A 17,848-nucleotide genomic window follows, 5' to 3' on the forward strand; every position below is an offset into this window, starting at 1 on the left:
CTATTGGCTAGGGTTTTCACCCATGCACAATAGCTGAGTGTTGAGATAGGTTAAATCGTCACTGCTTGACGAGCGATCGCTTGATGATACCAACGACGAAAAAGGAGTGTTGCTCGATCAGTGGGAACATTACATTCCCCAGTTGTAGCAGGAATCTCACCTTGATGCGATTCAATCACTACTTTATCTTCAATAATGGGAGTGATGAACTCATCGAGCATGGCCACAGCATGAGGCTCAAGCAACTGAATTGCGATTAAGATTCGTGTTTGATACTGATTGATGGGGATTGCGAAAAAATGACTCCGAACAGGCATTCCCATTTCATCAAACTTCAGAACAACTAAGTTTGGCTGATGCCATTCAAAGGCAAAGCCAGATTCTATGTTGTGATAGCGATTAAAAATTTGAACGCTATGTTTTGTCTGTGTAATTTGAAATTCAGCAAAACTACCAGCCTTGATCGCCTGACCAACTTCGCCTCCGAAGGAATTACGATGCACAAACGGCACATGGACATAATCCATTGCGTTCTCGACTACTCTTGTCCAGTGAACATTCCAAACCTCATGATGAATGAAGTAGAATTCAGGCGATCGCATTAAACTCTCAGGAACTTCCAGATCCGGAACTTCACCTTGACCTGTAAACACCCAAACTAACCCAGCAATGATGCGAGTCGGTAAGCTCACAGCGGAAAGCACAGACAACTTAACATCAGCTGGATTATTCAGGGGAACGTGTCTACAAGCACCATTTTGGTCAAACTGCCAGCCGTGATAAGGGCATTCTAAACATCCGTTTTCGTTGACACGACCGAGTGAAAGGGCAACGCCCCGATGAGGACAGCGATCTAAAAGCGCCCCAATTTCACCTGTCAAATTCCGAAATAAAACCAGACGTTCCCCTGCAAGTTCAACAGCTACAGGGGTATTCTCAACTTCAGCAACAGGCAGAACAGGTGTCCAAAAATTAGGTAACAGGTCAAACATGATCAGTTTCTCCTTGTATGGAAAATAAACAACCTAAAATTAGGTAGGTAAGAATGCAAAAAAAAATTAATTCGAGACAGAACCTTTCAAAAGTAGCTCAATCAAATCATTAACTAATTCCTCATCAGTCTTAGAGCCATATTTTCTAAAGGTATACAGCGATTCTAAAGCAGACAAGAAAGTACCTCCAATGAAGCCCAAATTGCTTTGGAACTGATCCTTTAACTGATGTCGATATTGGATGAATAACGCCTCAATGGGAGCGAATGCACACCGATATATTGCTTCTTCGAGTTGAGCAGCTTTGTCTGAAGATAGCTCTGGTAAATCGCTCATGATCATTCTTCCAGCGTTAAGAGGAGGCTGCTGAATCAACCAAACTCCAACTTCAAGCAAGCAACTTTCTAAGGTTGGCTTCGCTCTGGAAATCAATCTTTCAAGGGAGATAAGCCGATGTTCTAAATGACGCAACATTACCTCAACATACAAATCTTCCTTTCCCAGAGGAAAGTGGTAGTAAAGTGAGGCTTGCTTGATGCCAAGTTTGTTAGCAACATGACTTAGGGTAACAGTTGTATAACCGCGAGATACAAATAATTGCTCCGCTGCATCTAGAACAGCCTCTCTTGACGAGGTTTGATTAGCTTTTTTATTCACATCACCTAACTTAAATTAGGTAGACTATTTTGTCAAGTAGTGGGAAAAGTATAATAAATATTCAGTAAATTGCAATATATCCAAAAAATCTAGTTAAATTTTATTATCTCCACCTAAACACGGACATCCTAAATGCACACACAACTTTTGGCAGTGTTGAATTACCTGTGGCTGTAGATTAGAGATAGTGATGGGATTAGCAGGTAAGAGAGTGGCAAAGGATCTTCCTGAGTGTATTTCATCCCATAGAGATCGCATTTGTAAGCCCCGTCCTTTACCGGGTGCATGAATGCCAAAGCCAGAAATGATACTGCACCAAACAGGCCGAAAATGCCTAATTAGCACAGACTCACCCCAAGCCACTAAATCCACAGCCATTGCTACTACCGTAAAGTGAAAATCTGCGACCTCAAGATTGTTAGCTTGGCGAATAGAATTTCTATGTTCTCTTAAACGACCAATTAAACCGCCTGTAATAGTTCCTGTTCCAGTCCGCTTCCCTGGATTTTCTGCTTTGCCAATATAAATTGGCAGACAACAAGAATTTTGATTAGCGTAAGTTATAGCTGAGTAAAGCGGAAATTCTCCCCTGTAATAAAGTAAATAGACACCAACATAGCCAGCTAACTCTTCTTTGAGTTCTTCCAGTTCACTGAGAGGATAACAATGCTGTCTAGCTTGAAACTCAATTAACTGGTCACGTAGTGTTGGAGGTGCTTGAAAGACTTCTAATGGCATGAAAAATTGTAACTATAAATAACTAGACAGCAGTCTTAATTTTGAGCCGAGAGTCAACTTTTTGTAAATGGGTACGGATGCTAGTAGCGATAATATAAGCCAGGGTAACAGGTACAGCATTACCAATTTGACGCATGGACTCACCCCAAGCGCCGGGAAAGTAATAATCATCAGGGAAAGTTTGCAATCTTGCAGCCTCACGTACCGTAAAATAGCGGACTTGTCCATCAGGGAAAGCGAGCATATTTTCACCACCAGGGACACCATGTACACCTGCTTTGAGAGTTTTGGCTGGTTCATCCCAAGGGCTACCTGTATGACCTGGATAGCTTTTAGCACCGGGAATGTAGATATGATTAGGAATTTCTGCTGCTAAAGTAGTTTTTTCAGGTGGTGGTAAGTCGGCGATCGCATCTCTCACAGTCAGCCAAGGAGAAGTTATACTACCAATTAAACTCGCTCCCTTCCGTTGATAGCTACTGCGTATTTTTTTGGGCATTTCTGGGCGATATAACTTAGCAATACCGTGATGTTCCCAGTATTCACCTGTCACCCATTTATGCCAAATCAGCGCCTCTTCTGTATGGGTTGGTTCAGGAAAAGACCAGTTAGCTTGTAAATCGGAACGGAAACCAACAATAAACACTCGTTCACGTTTCTGTGGTACTCCATAATCAGCCGCATTTAACAACCGCCACGTCACCCGATAACTAAGTTCATCTTTGATATTACTGCGCTGATGTTGCTGAAGTCTGACTAAATGATCAGCCCAAGATTCATCAGCTTTGGGTTGCACTTCAGGATAATTTAACTGTAAAAGAATATACTCAAAATAATTAATAAAATTAGGTCGCACTAAACCACGGACATTTTCAATTAAAAAAGCTTTAGGACGTAATTCCCGCACAGCGCGGAAAAATTCGGGAAACATATCCCGTTTATCTAAATAACCATTATGGTTGCCACCAATAGAAAAAGGCTGACAAGGTGGACCACCTGCTAAAATGTCTATTTCTCCTCTCACATTGGAGTAGTCAAAATCAGCCACATCCATTTGATGGAGACACCAGTCACTCACAAGTCCCATCCCTCGACTTTGATTTTCACGGATGGTTTGACAACTATGTTTATCTCTTTCCACAAGTGCTTGATGATGGAAGCCAGCGCGATCGCATCCCATCGCTAGACCTCCAGCACCTGTAAATAACTCTAGTGATTTTAATTTAGACACAGACTATACAATTGCAAAACATATTGATGATACAGCAGAATTCAGGAGTCAGGAGTCAGGAGTCAGGAGTAAAACTGGCTTGGTGTCTAGGTTTCAATTTTGATTCTGTACCTCATTGATCTGCAATCTGCTGTATATCTAACTTGCAGTCAGTGAATATAAAAAATCTAGTTAAATCTTATTATCCCCATTTAAACCCAATTATGACAACCAAAACCACCTTCAACTCGTGGGTTACTTGTCCCCAACCCAACCCCCAAGCCAAAATACGCTTATTCTGCTTACCCTACGCAGGAGGTAGCGCAATGGTATTTCGCAACTGGGCTGATGATTTACCCTCAACTATCGAAGTGTGTCCTCTAGAACTTCCTGGAAGGGGAAGACAAATGAACTTACCTCCCTACACAAAAATGCAACCTTTGGTGAGGGAAATAGCCCAAAATCTCATTCCATATCTAGATAAACCCTTTGCTATCTTTGGTCATAGTATGGGTGGACTTGTCAGCTTTGAATTAACTCGTTTACTACGCTCAGATTATAATTTAACTCCAATACATTTATTTATATCGGCTCGCAATGCTCCACAAGTTCCTCCCACAAAAAGACCGATTTACAACTTACCAGATGCAGAGTTTTGGCAAGAAATCCGTAATTTTAATGGTACTCCTGATGATGTTATCGAAAATCAAGACATTATCCAACTTTTTCTCCCTATTCTCCGGGCTGATTTTACAGTTTTAGATACCTACATTTATACAAATCAACTGCCTCTTGATTGTCCTATTAGTGTTTTTGGTGGTTTACAAGACAAAGAATTTACTGATTATGAACTAGAAGCATGGAAAGAACAAACTAGTGCCGCTTTTTCATTACAAATGCTTGCGGGCAATCACTTCTTTATTCGCTCGAACCAAAATCTTTTACTGAGAAGTATATCTCAACAGTTAGAGTAATAATATTTTTGGATAAAATCCGTACTTGTACTTACACCTTAGACAGATTTTGAGATTATTACTTTCAGCTAGAATAGCTAACTGACTTAATAACCTATATTAGGAATAAATGTAGAGATATTTACACTTATCTTTAGAGAGATTTTATTGGGTTTTTAATATTTGAAATTGTAACAAATTATGAAAAAACTCACAGGTACGGCTATTGCGATTCCCATAGCAATAAAACCGAACCCACTGAATTTATATCCTAGTGTTATTGTTTAAGTAGGAAGCTAAAGATTAAGCTTCAGGCATGAAAAGATTTAAAAAAGTATGACCGTTATTTGCCATCGATGAAGCTTGAAATTCAGCCTCCACAAGCCAAATTAGAGGATTGTACAGGAGATAGATATGGCACTTATTCGTTGGGACCCACTCCGGGACATTGAACGCCTAGAACCATTCCGCGAACTTGAACGTTGGGACCCACTCCGCGAAATGGATACCCTACAACGGCGCATGAATCGTTTGTTTGAAAGAATTATACCAACTGATGGGGGTGAAAGAGGAGGAATTACCTTTATTCCTTCTGCCGAACTTGAAGAAACTGATGACGCATTCAAATTGAGACTAGAATTACCTGGTCTGGAAGCGAAAGATGTAAATGTGGAAGTAACCCCTGAAGCTGTTTCTATAACTGGTGAAAGGAAATCGGAAACCACAACAGAAAGAGAAGGTTACACTCGTTCTGAATTCCGTTATGGCAAATTCCAACGGGTAATTCCTTTACCTTCTCTGGTCCAACATGAACAAGTTCAAGCTGAATATAAAGATGGTATTCTGCGGTTGAACTTGCCAAAAGCAGAACCAGAAAAACAAAAAGCGTTCAAAGTTAATCTCGGTTAATTTGTAACTAATTTCTAATTTTCTCGTTCTCATACAGAGTATGGGAATGAATTCTAGAAGGCTCTGCCTGAGTGTGATAGCAGAGGCAGAGCCTCTGTGATTGCATTCCCAGTCTGAGACTGGGAACGAGATAACGAGATATAGCTGAATGCTTACTAAAAAAGTAAATTTCTACTGAAGCCCAAGGGGAAGATATGGCAAAAGTAGTGGGAATTGATTTAGGAACGACAAACTCTTGTGTTGCGGTTATGGAAGGGGGTCAACCTTTAGTAATCGCTAATTCTGAAGGACAACGCATTACTCCTTCAGTTGTAGCTTACACTAAAAGTGGTGAACGCTTGGTTGGTCAAATTGCTAGACGACAAGCGGTAATGAATCCAGAAAACACTTTTTATTCTGTTAAACGCTTCATTGGGCGCAAATATGAAGAAATTACCCATGAAGCCACAGAAGTTACTTATAGAACTCTGCGCGATCGCAACGGTAATGTGAAACTCAACTGTCCCACAGCAGGTAAGGATTTTGCACCTGAAGAAATTTCTGCCCAAGTATTGAGAAAGTTAGTTGATGATGCTAGTAAATATTTAGGAGAAAAAGTTACTCAAGCAGTAATTACAGTTCCTGCTTATTTTAATGATTCTCAACGGCAAGCTACCAAAGATGCAGGTAAAATTGCTGGTTTAGATGTTCTCCGCATTATCAACGAACCAACAGCAGCAGCCCTTGCTTATGGTCTTGACAAAAAGCAAAATGAAACTATCTTGGTGTTTGACCTGGGTGGTGGGACATTTGACGTTTCCGTTTTAGAAGTTGGTGATGGTGTTTTTGAAGTAAAATCCACCAGTGGGGATACTCATTTAGGTGGTGACGACTTCGATAAAAAAATTGTGGATTGGTTAGCGTCGGAGTTTCAAAGTAATGAAGGTATTGATTTACGTAAAGATAAACAAGCTTTACAAAGATTGACTGAAGCGGCAGAAAAGGCAAAGATTGAGCTTTCCAGTGCGACTCAAACTAATATCAATTTGCCCTTTATTACCGCTACTCAAACAGGGCCAAAGCACTTGGATATGACACTGACACGAGTTAAATTTGAGGAGATGACAGCCGACCTTCTTGATCGTTGTCGTCAACCAGTCCAACAAGCACTACAAGACGCAAAACTCAGTAATGCTCAACTTGATGAAATTGTCTTAGTTGGTGGTTCGACTCGCATTCCTGCTGTACAAGAATTGGTGCGAAGAATTACAGGTAAAGACCCTTGTCAAGGTGTGAACCCGGATGAAGTTGTAGCGGTGGGTGCGGCTATCCAAGCAGGAGTATTGTCTGGAGAAGTCAAAGATATCCTCTTACTTGATGTTACTCCCTTGTCTTTAGGTGTGGAAACTTTGGGGGGTGTGATGACCAAAATTATTGGTCGAAATACAACTATCCCGGTGAAGAAATCAGAAATCTTTTCGACTGCGGCTGATGGTCAAAATAATGTAGAAATTCACGTCTTGCAAGGTGAGAGAGAATTCGCTAAAGATAATAAGAGTTTAGGTACTTTCCGCCTTGATGGTATTCCTTCAGCACCAAGAGGTGTTCCGCAAATTGAAGTTACCTTCGATATTGATGCTAATGGTATTCTCTCTGTCACCGCCAAAGATAAGGCTACGAGTAAACAGCAGTCAATTTCGATTACAGGTGCTTCTACTCTCGATAAGCGGGATGTGGAAAATATGGTGCGGGATGCAGAATCTCATGCGGAAGAAGATAGAAGACGACGTGAACAAATTGACAGCAAGAATTTGGCAGACTCTTTAGTTTATCAAGCCCAGAAACAACTCAAAGATTTGGGTGATAAAGTAAGTGCAGCTGATAGAAGCCGAGTTGAAGATTTAGTCAAGGATTTGCGGGAAGCGATTAACCAAGATAACTTTGACCGCATTAAGTCTCTCAGCAGTGAATTACAGCAAACCTTGATGCAAGTTGGTAGCGCAGTTTATGCCCACGCAGGAACCTCCAATGGAAGTGGTGAACCACAAAGTAGTCGAGGAGAAGATGTGATAGATGCTGATTTTGTGGAAAATAAGTAAAAAAAAGGATGAATCATAAATTACGAAGGATGAACAACTTTATCCTTCTATTTCATCCATGAGGAGGATGCTTTTAACTTCTTATTTATCCAGATTATCAGTAAGCAGAGATGAACAAGTAGAAAGACTTAATTCAATACGAAGTTTCAGTGTCAGGAAAACTTAGTACAGCGGAACAATCCCAGGGGCTGAGATTGCTTCGCTGTTTATTCTTGACAATTAAAGTTTGTATCTTATGCTGGGCTTTTATTTTAATGATTTGAAGAAAAGTTGCACTAAAACACACACTGATGCAGTTTCATTTGCTTGAATAGCTATATTAAGAGGACTGAAAGTTGCAATTATTAATTATGGCCACTAAAACCATTGATGTTAGGGAATATACTGTCAGAGCGCATAAAAGACAGATTCATACTCGAATCTTCAACTTTGTCTGTAAAGAATGTGATCAGCCGACTAAACGCGAAACTTTTGGACCTCGACCCTTATATTGTGAAATCTGTCGCCCTCCCCAAGCACCTAAAAGATCGCCCCAAGAATCTAAAAAGGCAAAACCTCGACCAATGTCTTATCAAAGTGGCATAAATTTAGATTGATTGATTGAAGTGATATGAATCCCAAAGAACAGCTACAACCACCTTCAGACGTATTTATCAAGCCATTGTTGGAATTACGAGACTATTATGCTGGTCTTACACAAGAATACCAACGGCTATTTATAGAGGCGCGATCGCAACTTGATCATGCGGAAGCTTTGTTGTCTAACTGGTCTTATGCAAATGATCATGAACAATTTTCACAACTTGAAAATGCTGATCAAGAAGGGTCACTCTTGTTTCTGTCATCAGATAACAATTCTGACTTAGACTTTTTAGAGTCTATAGAATCAGAACTTTCCAACTTAGATCAATTGGAGATAGATTATGCAACTTCTCCAACTCAAGAGAAAGAAGATTCTCCGCTTCCAAATCTCCCCTCAGAAAACGATGATCATTTCATCAAGAGGGCAGAAGTTCCGATGCTACCCCAATATCAGGCTCTAACTCGAATGGAAGCTCTGAAAAAGCTATTGCATGAATATGCTGGTACTGTGTGCCATATAGATTTTATTGTGCGATCGCTTTATGGCGAGTTGGAGCCAACTATCTTCAGAGTAGTCAAAGGTAGAGTCCAGTCCTCTCTCACCCAAGGCAGAGAAAGGGGTTACTGGTCAGCTATTCCTAATGAACCTGGTTGTTATACTCTGGTTTTAAGTTTGTTAGCCCCAAATCCTCACCATGCCTTCGCTCAGAGTGTCAAAACCCGAAAGAAAAAATCTTTCATTTTACCCAAGAGCGAAGTAGTACCGATGCTCAGAGCTTTTGATGGTCAATTTTTGATTGATGCTATCACCTCTTTCTTACAGCAAAATCCTGGGCAAATTTTCAGCGTCAATGAAATAGTCAATGGAATTTATGGAGACATTGATTCTCAGCAACTCAGAGAGGTAAAAAACAAAGTGCTGAATGAATTATCTAGAGGTCATCGGACTGGAAGATTCTCCAGAGTTCCTAACCAAATTGGCTTCTATACTTGGGATGCCAATACCATTCTTCAGAAAACTTCTCGCTGAACAATCTTGAAAATGAGGAGTGCTATTTCATAGATATAGTTCCAGGGAGCAGGGACAAGAGGACACGGAGACACGGAGACAGGGGGAAGGAGGCAGAGGGCAGAGGGCAGGACGAAGAAAGATAAATACTCTCCCAATCTCCCCATCTCCGCGTCTCCTCCTGATAGATTTAAAAATTAAAAAGTGACTTGTTCACCAGGATTAGGTACAATTACCCGCGTTGACAAATTGTTTTTCTCTAATAAAGCTTGAAATTCCTCAATACTTCCCTGAGTTTGTATGAATTTGTTTAACAATCCCTCAAATAACACATCCCCTCCAGCAGCTGTAGGTAGCATAATTTGAGGTTGCAACCACTTGGCTACTTCTAAAGCACTATTCATCCCTTTAATAATCGAACCTAGGACAGGTAAACCCAGGCTAATCATAGGAGTAATTACTACATCAACAGGTGCAAGCGGCTTCAGTTGGGGTGAATGATATCCATGCGGCTCATAATAAAGCGTTAAATTACTCGCTAACTCTTTGAGCAGATAACCGTTTTCTATGAGAGTCGGACCAATAGGAGAACCAGGAAAAGCCTTAATTTCTACTTGATCATTCAATGTGAAATGTTCACCATGAGCCAGGGTGATAACTTGGGTGTAACCCAACTTTTCTACTACTTTGGCCGCATTGGGAGAAGCTACAACCTGAATATTCCGGTCAAGTTGCTTGAGGGTGGGAGGGTGAGCATGATCTTCCAAACCCTGAGATAACAGAATCAAGTCAATATTTTCTGGTATCGGCCGCTCTTGAAGTCGAGAACCTTTAAATAACCAATCCAAATTGTTAAAAGTTAAAGAACTAACTAACCAAGGGTCAATTAGTATCCTTTGTCCGCCAATTTCCATCAGCCAACTATTGCTGTCTAACCAAGTGAAGTACATAGCCGCCTAGGTTGTAAGATTAATGCCTGTTTTAATTATGAATTGTTTGGGGATTGGGGAGATGGGGAGATGGGGAGATGGGGGGACAGGGGGACGCGGGGACAGAGAAAAAACAGTAGGGGTTTAGCATTGCTAAACCCTTACTAAACTGATTGCTACTGTATGTCTATTTTTCTTTCGCGCCTAACATCTGTAAAAGTTTGTCTACATTATCTAAATCGCCAACAATTCGCCGAATTGGTTGAGGCCAAACCTTCACTAAGGTGGGAGTTGCGGAAACTTGATTGATTTCGGCTTGTTCTGGATGTGTTAAAACGTCGATCACTTTGAGAGTATAAGGATATCCAAGCGATCGCTCTAGTAATTCGTGTAAATTTTCCAAAATCCGTTCAGTGGCTCCGCTATGGCCAGCCACAAACAGGCGCAGGACATAGCCTTGAGTATTGAGTGTTGTCTGTGGTGCAGTTATCACTCTTTGCGGGTATTGTGGTGTTACCTCAGCAAGGTCTAAGCGGACAATTAAGTCATGGTCTTCCCAAAGCTGGGGGAATGAGGAGCGATAAGTTGCCAACACCAGGCGATCGCACAATCCTTCTTGCCAAGGTGCTGTTTGCCATACTAGCTCCCCCGTGCCAAAAATAGCTTTTAGCACTGTTTGGTGGCGAATAACAGCCGGATAAGCTTCCGCAAAGGTCTGCACTTGTTGCGTGCGTGGATTAAGCCAGTGATCAATGGTCGCTGTATAACAAGGCACTAAAAAATGGGGCGGCTCTGGTAAATCTAGGATTTCTTGCAAAGCCGCACACAAATGCAAATGCCATCGTCCCTGTTTACTAGGGTCAATGCAATAAATTAAATCGCCTCCAGGTGTAAACAGAGCAATCCCTTTGAACAACTGGGGTCTAGATAGTTTATCTGTAGGTAACTTGATCACAGTGTCTGGGGACTAGGGTGGTGGGGACACCTGACAAGGGTAGGTTTTTAATATTATCTGTTAAGGCAGGACTAGGAAGGCAAGGAGGGAAAGTAGACAAGGAAGATTTTCTCCGCACAATGGTCTTTTTGCTACTAAAAGAATATGATTTTGTACGGTTTTCCTCCCTTGTCCACTGTCCTTCCTTGTCCCCCAAGCCTTGCCCTCACGACAATGTAAAATACCTACCCTTGTGAGGGTGGGGACACGGGGATGGGGTGACGCGGTGAGATGGAGACACGGGGAGATGGAGACACGGGGACACGGAGAAAATGAAGAATAACTTAATTACCTATTCCCAATGACCAATGACCAATGACCAATCACCAATCACCAATCACCAATCACCAATCACCAATCACCAATCACCAATCACCAATCACCAATCACCAATCACCAATGACCAATCACCAATCACCATTAAACACGTCCTCGGAGGAATTGCGCCATTTCATTGGGAGTTGGTGACATTTCCAAGGCGGTTTCTTCAGTAATGCGACCTTCTTGGTACAAATTGAGTAAGGACTGATTCATAGTCACCATGCCATCAAAGCTGGCTTGCTTCATCAATTCGGCAATTTCATCATATTTACCATCTTTAATCCATTCTTTCACCGCCTCGGTGTTAATCAGGATATCGTGGAAGGCTGCCCGTTTACCATCAGTTGTGCGACACAAACCTTGGGCAATCACAGACACTAAAGACTCAGAAATTGCCACCCGCATTGCATCCTGTTCCTCACCTGAGTAGAGATTAAGAATCCGCTCAATAGTTTTTACAGCACTATTGGTATGCAGGGTTCCCATAACCAAGTGACCAGTTTGAGCCGCTTTTAGAGCAGTGTTGACCGTTTCTTTATCCCGCATTTCCCCCACCAGAATCAAATCAGGATCTTCCCGTAAAGCTGCTTTTAGGGCGTTGTCAAACTTCCGGGTGTGCATTCCCACTTCCCGCTGCTTGATTAAGGACTTGCGGCTTTGGTGGACAAATTCAATTGGGTCTTCAATGGTGATGATATGCTTAGGCATCTCTCTGTTGATGTAGTCAACCATCGCTGCCATTGTCGTAGATTTACCTGAGCCAGTGGGGCCTGTCACCAAAATCAACCCTTTGTGATAGTGGCAAATATCCCGAAAAACTGGAGGTAATCTCAATTGATCCATAGACAAGATTTTGAGCGGAATTAACCGCAGCACCATTGCATAGCCTCTGAGGGTATCAAAGACATTAATCCGTACACGGGCAAATTCGTACTGAGTCGCACCGTCAAATTCTAGATTGTCTTGAAACCTCTGAATTTCTCCATCGCTCATAATCTCCCGTAACCAACCCATAAAAGTTTCTTTATCGGTTTCTGGATAATTGGTGGGTTCAATTTCTCCTCGATTACGGAAGCGGGGTATTTCTCCAACACCTAAGTGAACGTCAGAAAATCCCTGATCAAAAGCTTCTTGAATAAGCTGTGCTAAAGTCATCCCTAATGGCTTTTTGGGAGTAGCCATAGCCATAGGCATTGGTGGTGGTGCAACTGGACGTTGGGCGGCAGCAGGCATACCCGGTGGTAGGGGATTGTTAAGTGCAGTAGGATTATTCATCCTCTCTGTTGACATCTGCAACGTTTTTGTCGGTTCGTGCTGTGCAGATGATGTTGGTAGTGGTGGCGGTACTGGTGGTAGATTGCGGGGTTTTGATTCTGTCATATAAGGAAGGAGTGCAAAATAAATTATTTAGTTAGCGCAGGGAATAGGGAACAGGGTTGAAACTCTCTTAATCAACCGTAACTGTGTAGTTTTTTGCTTTTAATTCCAATATTTATCGATGGTGTAGAAATTCTTTCCCCAATATAACCTTGTTTTACACCGGTTAATCTTCCGTATTATTCCGCAAATAATTGGTAAATCGCTTGTTCTTAATGCCACTACATATAGAATTAGCCTTGTTCTCAGCTTTTAAATCATAGTAAATGAGAAATTTTTCATAGTTCATAGATACAGTTTGCAACCACAATCAGGAACAGATAATTTTTTCAGCCGTTAATTAACCTGTCTGAGAATTATGAGAGGTGGTCTGACTTTTTATAAGAAATGTTAAGCTATCGGCAACTGAGGTTCGGATAATCAAAGGTTTGCTCTCATACCCAAAAGGATATATTTCTAAAGACCTATAGAAAAAGCATCCTGACTCCTGAAACCTGAATCGGACTAGACATTCATAATTACAAAAAACAAACTGTAAAGTTTAGTAAAGAAATGCTCATTTTTCCAGTAGGGTTCTATATACTGGGTTTCACTGAGGTTAATTCAGTTAACTCGCAAACAGCGAGAAGCGACTGAAAGTTAAATTTTAAACTTTGCTATGTAATTTGGGAGGAAAAGTCATGGTTTTGGCTGAAAGCTCTAATCAAGGAAAGACCTACTCCTTGTTAATGATGAAAAGCTTTTTGATATGGACTTTCACATTGGCAGTATGTCTGCTAGTTGTTGGTTTTCCATTAATTGTGGTAATGGCTACGGTCGGATGCCTGTTATCGATTGTGTTGCAATCTGTAATGCCTGTTAGTGCAGTGCTGCTGGTGGCAGGTGGTTTAATCATGTTCAATGTTATGACAGTGTTGATTATGGCTGGTGTGCTGACTGCTAAAGGTGTTCATCCTAAAGAGGTCAGATGGTTAAGCTGGCTTCATGGAGAGGAAGACAAGGCGCAGACTACTGTTTTTGCAGCTTGTCCCTTAACTTGTGAACTTAAATAGTTAACATTGTTAAACTCGATGAACAGTGCATCTGCCCGGTTAAGCCGGGTTTTTTCATGTTGGTTTTTTGTCAGTTATCAGTTATCAGTTGTCTAATAACTAATGACTAATAACTCATGACTAATCAAAAACGAGTTGGTATTATTTTGGGTACTCGTCCCGAAGCGATTAAACTAGCGCCGGTAATTCAGGTTTTCCAAGGTTCCCCTGATTTGGAATTACAGGTAATTCTGACTGGACAACATCGAGAAATGGTTGAACAGGTGATGCAGTTGTTCAACTTAAAGGCAGATCATAATTTAGAGATTATGCAGCCTAAACAATCTCTGAATGATATTACCTGTCGGAGTTTGCAAGGTTTAGAAGCGTTATTTATAGAACAAAAGCTAGATTTAGTTATAGTCCAGGGAGACACTACAACAGCTTTTGCGGCAGCGTTAGCGGCATTTTATCAAAAAATTCCTATAGGTCATGTGGAAGCAGGGTTAAGAACTGATGACTTATTTAATCCTTTTCCAGAAGAAGCTAATAGAAGGTTAATCTCCCAAATCACCCAATTACATTTTGCTCCCACCTCCCTAGCGGTGGAAAATTTGCAAGCTTCTGGTGTATTGGGAGAAATTCACCTAACGGGTAATACGGTGATTGATGCATTGTTGAACGTAGCCGCAACCCACCCAGCTTGTGATATACCGGGTTTAAACTGGGATGAATATAGGACTATACTGGTAACAGTGCATCGTCGCGAGAATTGGGGAGAACCACTGCAAGCGATCGCACAAAGTTTTTTACAGATTTTAGATAAATTTCCTGATACAGCCTTATTATTGCCCTTACACCGCAATCCCACAGTTAGAGAACCATTGCAGCAGTTGTTAGGTAATCATCCGCGCATATTCTTGACAGAACCCTTAGATTATGGTCAATTAGTAGGGGCAATAGAGCGATCGCACTTATTATTAACAGACTCCGGTGGTTTACAAGAAGAAGCACCCAGTTTAGGTAAACCTGTTTTGGTTCTCAGAGACACCACAGAAAGACCAGAAGCCGTTACCGCAGGTACAGCTAAATTAGTGGGAACTGAAACTAAGAGTATTGTTGCTGCTGCAAGTGAGTTATTAAGTAACCCTGAAGCATACACAGCAATGGCTAATGCAATTAATCCCTTTGGGGATGGTCATGCAGCAGAACGCATTTTGGAAATTGTGAAAAATTATTTGGGGTAAAAAATAAATACTCAAAACCCCTCCCCACTGTCTCGTGGAGGGGTTTTAAAAGCCACTTTTGACCGGGTGGAGTTCTTCAGCAATAGTAAGTAATCAACCGAACACCATATCTCCAATCACCTCTAACTAATACCTAAAGCGCTACGAGTTGCAGGGCCAACGATACCATCTACACGCAAACCATTTCTTCTTTGAAAATTGCGGACTTGTTGAGCAGTATTTGGTCCAAAAACACCATCAACTCTTATCCCTAAAGCTCTTTGAACCACTCTCACGCGCTCACCTCTGGCTCCCTGTGCCAATAAAACTCGACCCCCAACACCGGGACTAGGACGATTGGGAGATGTCCCCGGATTCATCCCAATCCATCTTTCAGCCACATAATATCCTTTGTAACGTCCTGAAGTAATTTGAGCAAAACCATTACTCACATTCCCCGTAGACCCAATATTTGTGCCATTAGGTACACAAGCTACAGAGGAGTTACCGCCACTAGGACCCCTACGGATATATAAACAACTACCATTAGTTCTGACATATTCTGCGGAAGCTTCTTGAACTTGGGAAACAGCGGCAAGAAAGACAGTTACACCAGCTAAAGCCAACCAAGCAGAAGATTTCAGCAGTTTTTGCCAATTGATGACTGGTAAGGTAGGAAGATTCAATTCGATATTTACAGGTGTCTCTTCATTAGACATATACATATGGGAATAAGCCATATATTCCATGATTCCCTGCTCCTTTATGTAAATAATTGGGATATTACAGACAGTTAACTTGTTTTTCTCTAGATTTAATCTAGATGTATTTTATACTCTTTAATTAGCAGAAATTTTGATGCCATATTCCGCCCTTTGAACTGTCACATAGGGTGTTTTTGCCGAAATGATAAATTACTAAAATGATCAACAGCCTTAATTCCCAAGGCGCTCAGAGGTATTAAAATTCTCAGAGCGAATCTGATTCCCGTAGCGCCATACTTCCACTTTTTCTGGGGTAATTAGGTATGAAAAAGTACCGTTATCTGCTTGATATTTGTCTTTACCCACACTTCGAGCAGCTATCTTCACGGGTTTACTGGTATCTTGTTTTAATTGTCCAATGTAAAAGAGTTGACCGTTTTCTTCACAGACTTGGACACGAATCTTTGCCGTCTCACCCGTCATAACTGTAACCCCCGCGCATTCAGTCTCAAAATTTACGGGATTAATATTGACGGGAATTGGTTGTGAAGGTGAAACTGGTCGCTCTACGGGTGTTTTAGCCATAATGGAGGCAGGTAATAGGTGTAAAGGATCAACCGCTAAACGACTATTTTGATAAAACTCAAAATGCAGATGAGGGGCTGTACTATTACCTGTAGATCCCATTTCCGCAATTATTTGACCTTGGTTGACTTGTTGACCTTTGCTGACTAACAAACGTCGATTGTGACCATAGACTGTTAAACTACCATTAGTGGGATGTTTGATCTCAATCACATTACCTAATCCCCAATCATCCCAGCCTGCTTTGACAACTGTACCAGATGCAGCAGCGAAGATAGGAGTTCCAATAGCACCGGCGATATCAATTCCCTCATGTTGATATTTACGGAAACCTTGAGAAATAATTCCTTGAGTCGGCCAGATTAAGTTATTACTAAGCAAGGGAATTGGTTGAACTAGGGAAGCTTTGACTGTCTGAGGTGACGCAGAGGTAGTTGTACTTAAAACAGATGTTAAAGATATTAACCCTATCAAGGTATAAGTACAGAACCGAGAAAGAGGATTTTTTGGCATAAAAAACTTTTGAATTCTTATTTGCTGTTTCAGCAGCACTCATCTGACATCAGGAAAATTGTTACAGATATGTCAGGAGTCAGGAGTCAGGAGTCAGGAGTCAGGAGTCAGAAGTCAGGAGTCAGGAGTCAGGAGTAAAACCCTCTTGTAGTGAGAGTTTCATTATTAATTGATGTCCTAACCACCCTGTCCACGGCTATAGATGAATCTATACAGCACTTATACCGTTTCACTTTCAGGTTGATACAAATGGACAGACGCGGTGACATGGTGACAAGGCAGCAAGTTTTGTGTCGAGGTCTAAATCCCCGTTGCAAAACTTAATTACGAATTACGAATTACGAATTACGAATTACGAATTACGAATTACGAATTACGAATTACGAATTACGAATTACGAATTACGAATTACGTTGGCGGTAGCCTGCCGTAGGCACTATTACGAATTATTTTAACCGGACTTGATATCAGGCATGGCATTACTGCTGCTCATACTTGTGTATTCTAGTATAATCATGTACTAGAGGATGCAAATCTGAAATGAATCATGGATAAAAGTCAAAGTGTAAAGCAGCAGTCAAGCCAAGCCACGGAAACCAGTTTAGAGATAGTAAAAGAGACATCTCAACCTAAGAATCTGTTGGTAAAGTATCCTTGGATTTTGTTTGTTGGGTTGTTGGGAATTCCTCTGGGAGTTGCAACCTTTAGCTATTATGAACTGAGTTATGTTGGGGATGTTCCCCAGAAACAACCAGAAAAACCCCCAAATTTAGTCGTTAAACAACCAATCGCCATAACTTCTGATACTAGCAATGCTACACCAGCATGGTTAATCTTAGCGATCGCTCTAACTTGTGCTTCTGGTTGTTTGGTTATTTTTCGTTTACTCAAACTTCCACAACGAATTTGAAAGTATAGGGTTGAGAGTGAGTGTCAGGTGTAAGCAAACCCCCAATACCAGCTAGGGTGACGAAGTGGGTTAAATTTTCTATGTTTTGATGTGAATAAAAATACTTTTCAAACATCCTCTGAGACTGATA

At 41.2% G+C, this 17,848-nt stretch carries 17 protein-coding genes; 8 read left to right on the forward strand and 9 right to left on the reverse strand.

Going from position 1 to position 17,848, the window contains the following annotated elements:
- Positions 1 to 50 precede the first annotated feature (50 nt).
- From H6G59_RS13225 to H6G59_RS13240, 4 genes are all read right to left on the reverse strand, one after another.
- A complete protein-coding gene (locus tag H6G59_RS13225; RefSeq protein WP_190715070.1) occupies positions 51 to 992 on the reverse strand; it encodes an aromatic ring-hydroxylating oxygenase subunit alpha in 942 nt (313 codons plus the stop codon).
- Between the two features lie 66 nt (positions 993 to 1,058).
- Complete coding sequence (locus tag H6G59_RS13230) at positions 1,059 to 1,649, reverse strand: TetR family transcriptional regulator (protein ID WP_190715072.1); 591 nt, start codon at positions 1,647 to 1,649, stop codon at positions 1,059 to 1,061.
- Between the two features lie 93 nt (positions 1,650 to 1,742).
- Complete coding sequence (locus H6G59_RS13235) at positions 1,743 to 2,387, reverse strand: Eco29kI family restriction endonuclease (RefSeq protein ID WP_190715074.1); 645 nt, start codon at positions 2,385 to 2,387, stop codon at positions 1,743 to 1,745.
- A 22-nt stretch (positions 2,388 to 2,409) separates the two neighbouring features.
- Positions 2,410 to 3,618 (reverse strand): DNA cytosine methyltransferase, encoded by a 1,209-nt coding sequence (locus H6G59_RS13240; protein WP_190715076.1) that lies wholly within the window; start codon positions 3,616 to 3,618, stop codon positions 2,410 to 2,412.
- Positions 3,619 to 3,821: 203 nt separating this feature from the next.
- Between H6G59_RS13240 and H6G59_RS13245 the strand changes: the two genes are divergently transcribed.
- The 5 genes from H6G59_RS13245 to H6G59_RS13265 all read left to right on the forward strand — a co-directional run bounded on the left by H6G59_RS13245 (position 3,822) and on the right by H6G59_RS13265 (position 9,149).
- Positions 3,822 to 4,571, forward strand: coding sequence for a thioesterase II family protein (locus tag H6G59_RS13245; protein ID WP_190715078.1), 750 nt, complete (start codon positions 3,822 to 3,824; stop codon positions 4,569 to 4,571).
- A gap of 393 nt (positions 4,572 to 4,964) precedes the next feature.
- Positions 4,965 to 5,459 (forward strand): Hsp20/alpha crystallin family protein, encoded by a 495-nt coding sequence (locus tag H6G59_RS13250; RefSeq protein ID WP_071191156.1) that lies wholly within the window; start codon positions 4,965 to 4,967, stop codon positions 5,457 to 5,459.
- Positions 5,460 to 5,653: 194 nt separating this feature from the next.
- A complete protein-coding gene (gene dnaK / locus H6G59_RS13255; RefSeq protein WP_190715086.1) occupies positions 5,654 to 7,537 on the forward strand; it encodes a molecular chaperone DnaK in 1,884 nt (627 codons plus the stop codon).
- Between the two features lie 350 nt (positions 7,538 to 7,887).
- Positions 7,888 to 8,133: a hypothetical protein gene (locus H6G59_RS13260; RefSeq protein ID WP_190715088.1), complete on the forward strand. Its 246-nt coding sequence runs from the start codon at positions 7,888 to 7,890 to the stop codon at positions 8,131 to 8,133.
- A 14-nt stretch (positions 8,134 to 8,147) separates the two neighbouring features.
- The gene (locus tag H6G59_RS13265) at positions 8,148 to 9,149 is read left to right on the forward strand and encodes a hypothetical protein (RefSeq protein WP_190715090.1); all 1,002 of its coding nucleotides are present in this window, start codon (positions 8,148 to 8,150) and stop codon (positions 9,147 to 9,149) included.
- A gap of 176 nt (positions 9,150 to 9,325) precedes the next feature.
- Here the strand turns inward: H6G59_RS13265 and H6G59_RS13270 are convergent, their stop codons facing one another.
- The 3 genes from H6G59_RS13270 to H6G59_RS13280 all read right to left on the reverse strand — a co-directional run bounded on the left by H6G59_RS13270 (position 9,326) and on the right by H6G59_RS13280 (position 12,752).
- On the reverse strand, positions 9,326 to 10,078 hold the full coding sequence (locus H6G59_RS13270) for an MBL fold metallo-hydrolase (protein ID WP_190715092.1): 753 nt from the start codon (positions 10,076 to 10,078) through the stop codon (positions 9,326 to 9,328).
- 166 nt (positions 10,079 to 10,244) lie between these two features.
- Positions 10,245 to 11,012 (reverse strand): circadian clock KaiB family protein, encoded by a 768-nt coding sequence (locus H6G59_RS13275; RefSeq protein WP_190715094.1) that lies wholly within the window; start codon positions 11,010 to 11,012, stop codon positions 10,245 to 10,247.
- A gap of 459 nt (positions 11,013 to 11,471) precedes the next feature.
- Complete coding sequence (locus H6G59_RS13280) at positions 11,472 to 12,752, reverse strand: type IV pilus twitching motility protein PilT (protein ID WP_190715096.1); 1,281 nt, start codon at positions 12,750 to 12,752, stop codon at positions 11,472 to 11,474.
- A gap of 677 nt (positions 12,753 to 13,429) precedes the next feature.
- On the opposite strand from H6G59_RS13280, the gene H6G59_RS13285 reads away from it, so the two are divergent.
- Complete coding sequence (locus H6G59_RS13285) at positions 13,430 to 13,801, forward strand: hypothetical protein (RefSeq protein WP_190715098.1); 372 nt, start codon at positions 13,430 to 13,432, stop codon at positions 13,799 to 13,801.
- Positions 13,802 to 13,917: 116 nt separating this feature from the next.
- Entirely contained in the window at positions 13,918 to 15,027 is a 1,110-nt protein-coding gene (gene wecB / locus H6G59_RS13290) for a non-hydrolyzing UDP-N-acetylglucosamine 2-epimerase (RefSeq protein ID WP_190715100.1), read from the forward strand.
- A gap of 122 nt (positions 15,028 to 15,149) precedes the next feature.
- On the opposite strand, the gene H6G59_RS13295 is transcribed toward wecB, so the two are convergent.
- On the reverse strand, positions 15,150 to 15,755 hold the full coding sequence (locus H6G59_RS13295) for a peptidoglycan-binding domain-containing protein (protein ID WP_190715102.1): 606 nt from the start codon (positions 15,753 to 15,755) through the stop codon (positions 15,150 to 15,152).
- Positions 15,756 to 15,941: 186 nt separating this feature from the next.
- Positions 15,942 to 16,808 carry a M23 family metallopeptidase gene (locus tag H6G59_RS13300; RefSeq protein WP_190715104.1) on the reverse strand — a complete coding sequence of 289 codons (867 nt, stop codon included), beginning with the start codon at positions 16,806 to 16,808 and terminating at the stop codon, positions 15,942 to 15,944.
- 547 nt (positions 16,809 to 17,355) lie between these two features.
- Here H6G59_RS13300 and H6G59_RS13305 point away from each other — a divergent pair.
- The gene (locus tag H6G59_RS13305; protein WP_190715105.1) at positions 17,356 to 17,718 is read left to right on the forward strand and encodes a hypothetical protein; all 363 of its coding nucleotides are present in this window, start codon (positions 17,356 to 17,358) and stop codon (positions 17,716 to 17,718) included.
- The last annotated feature ends 130 nt before the right edge of the window (positions 17,719 to 17,848 follow it).

This window comes from Anabaena lutea FACHB-196 (assembly GCF_014698305.1).
In the GTDB taxonomy this organism is placed as follows: Bacteria; Cyanobacteriota; Cyanobacteriia; order Cyanobacteriales; family Nostocaceae; genus Anabaena; species Anabaena lutea.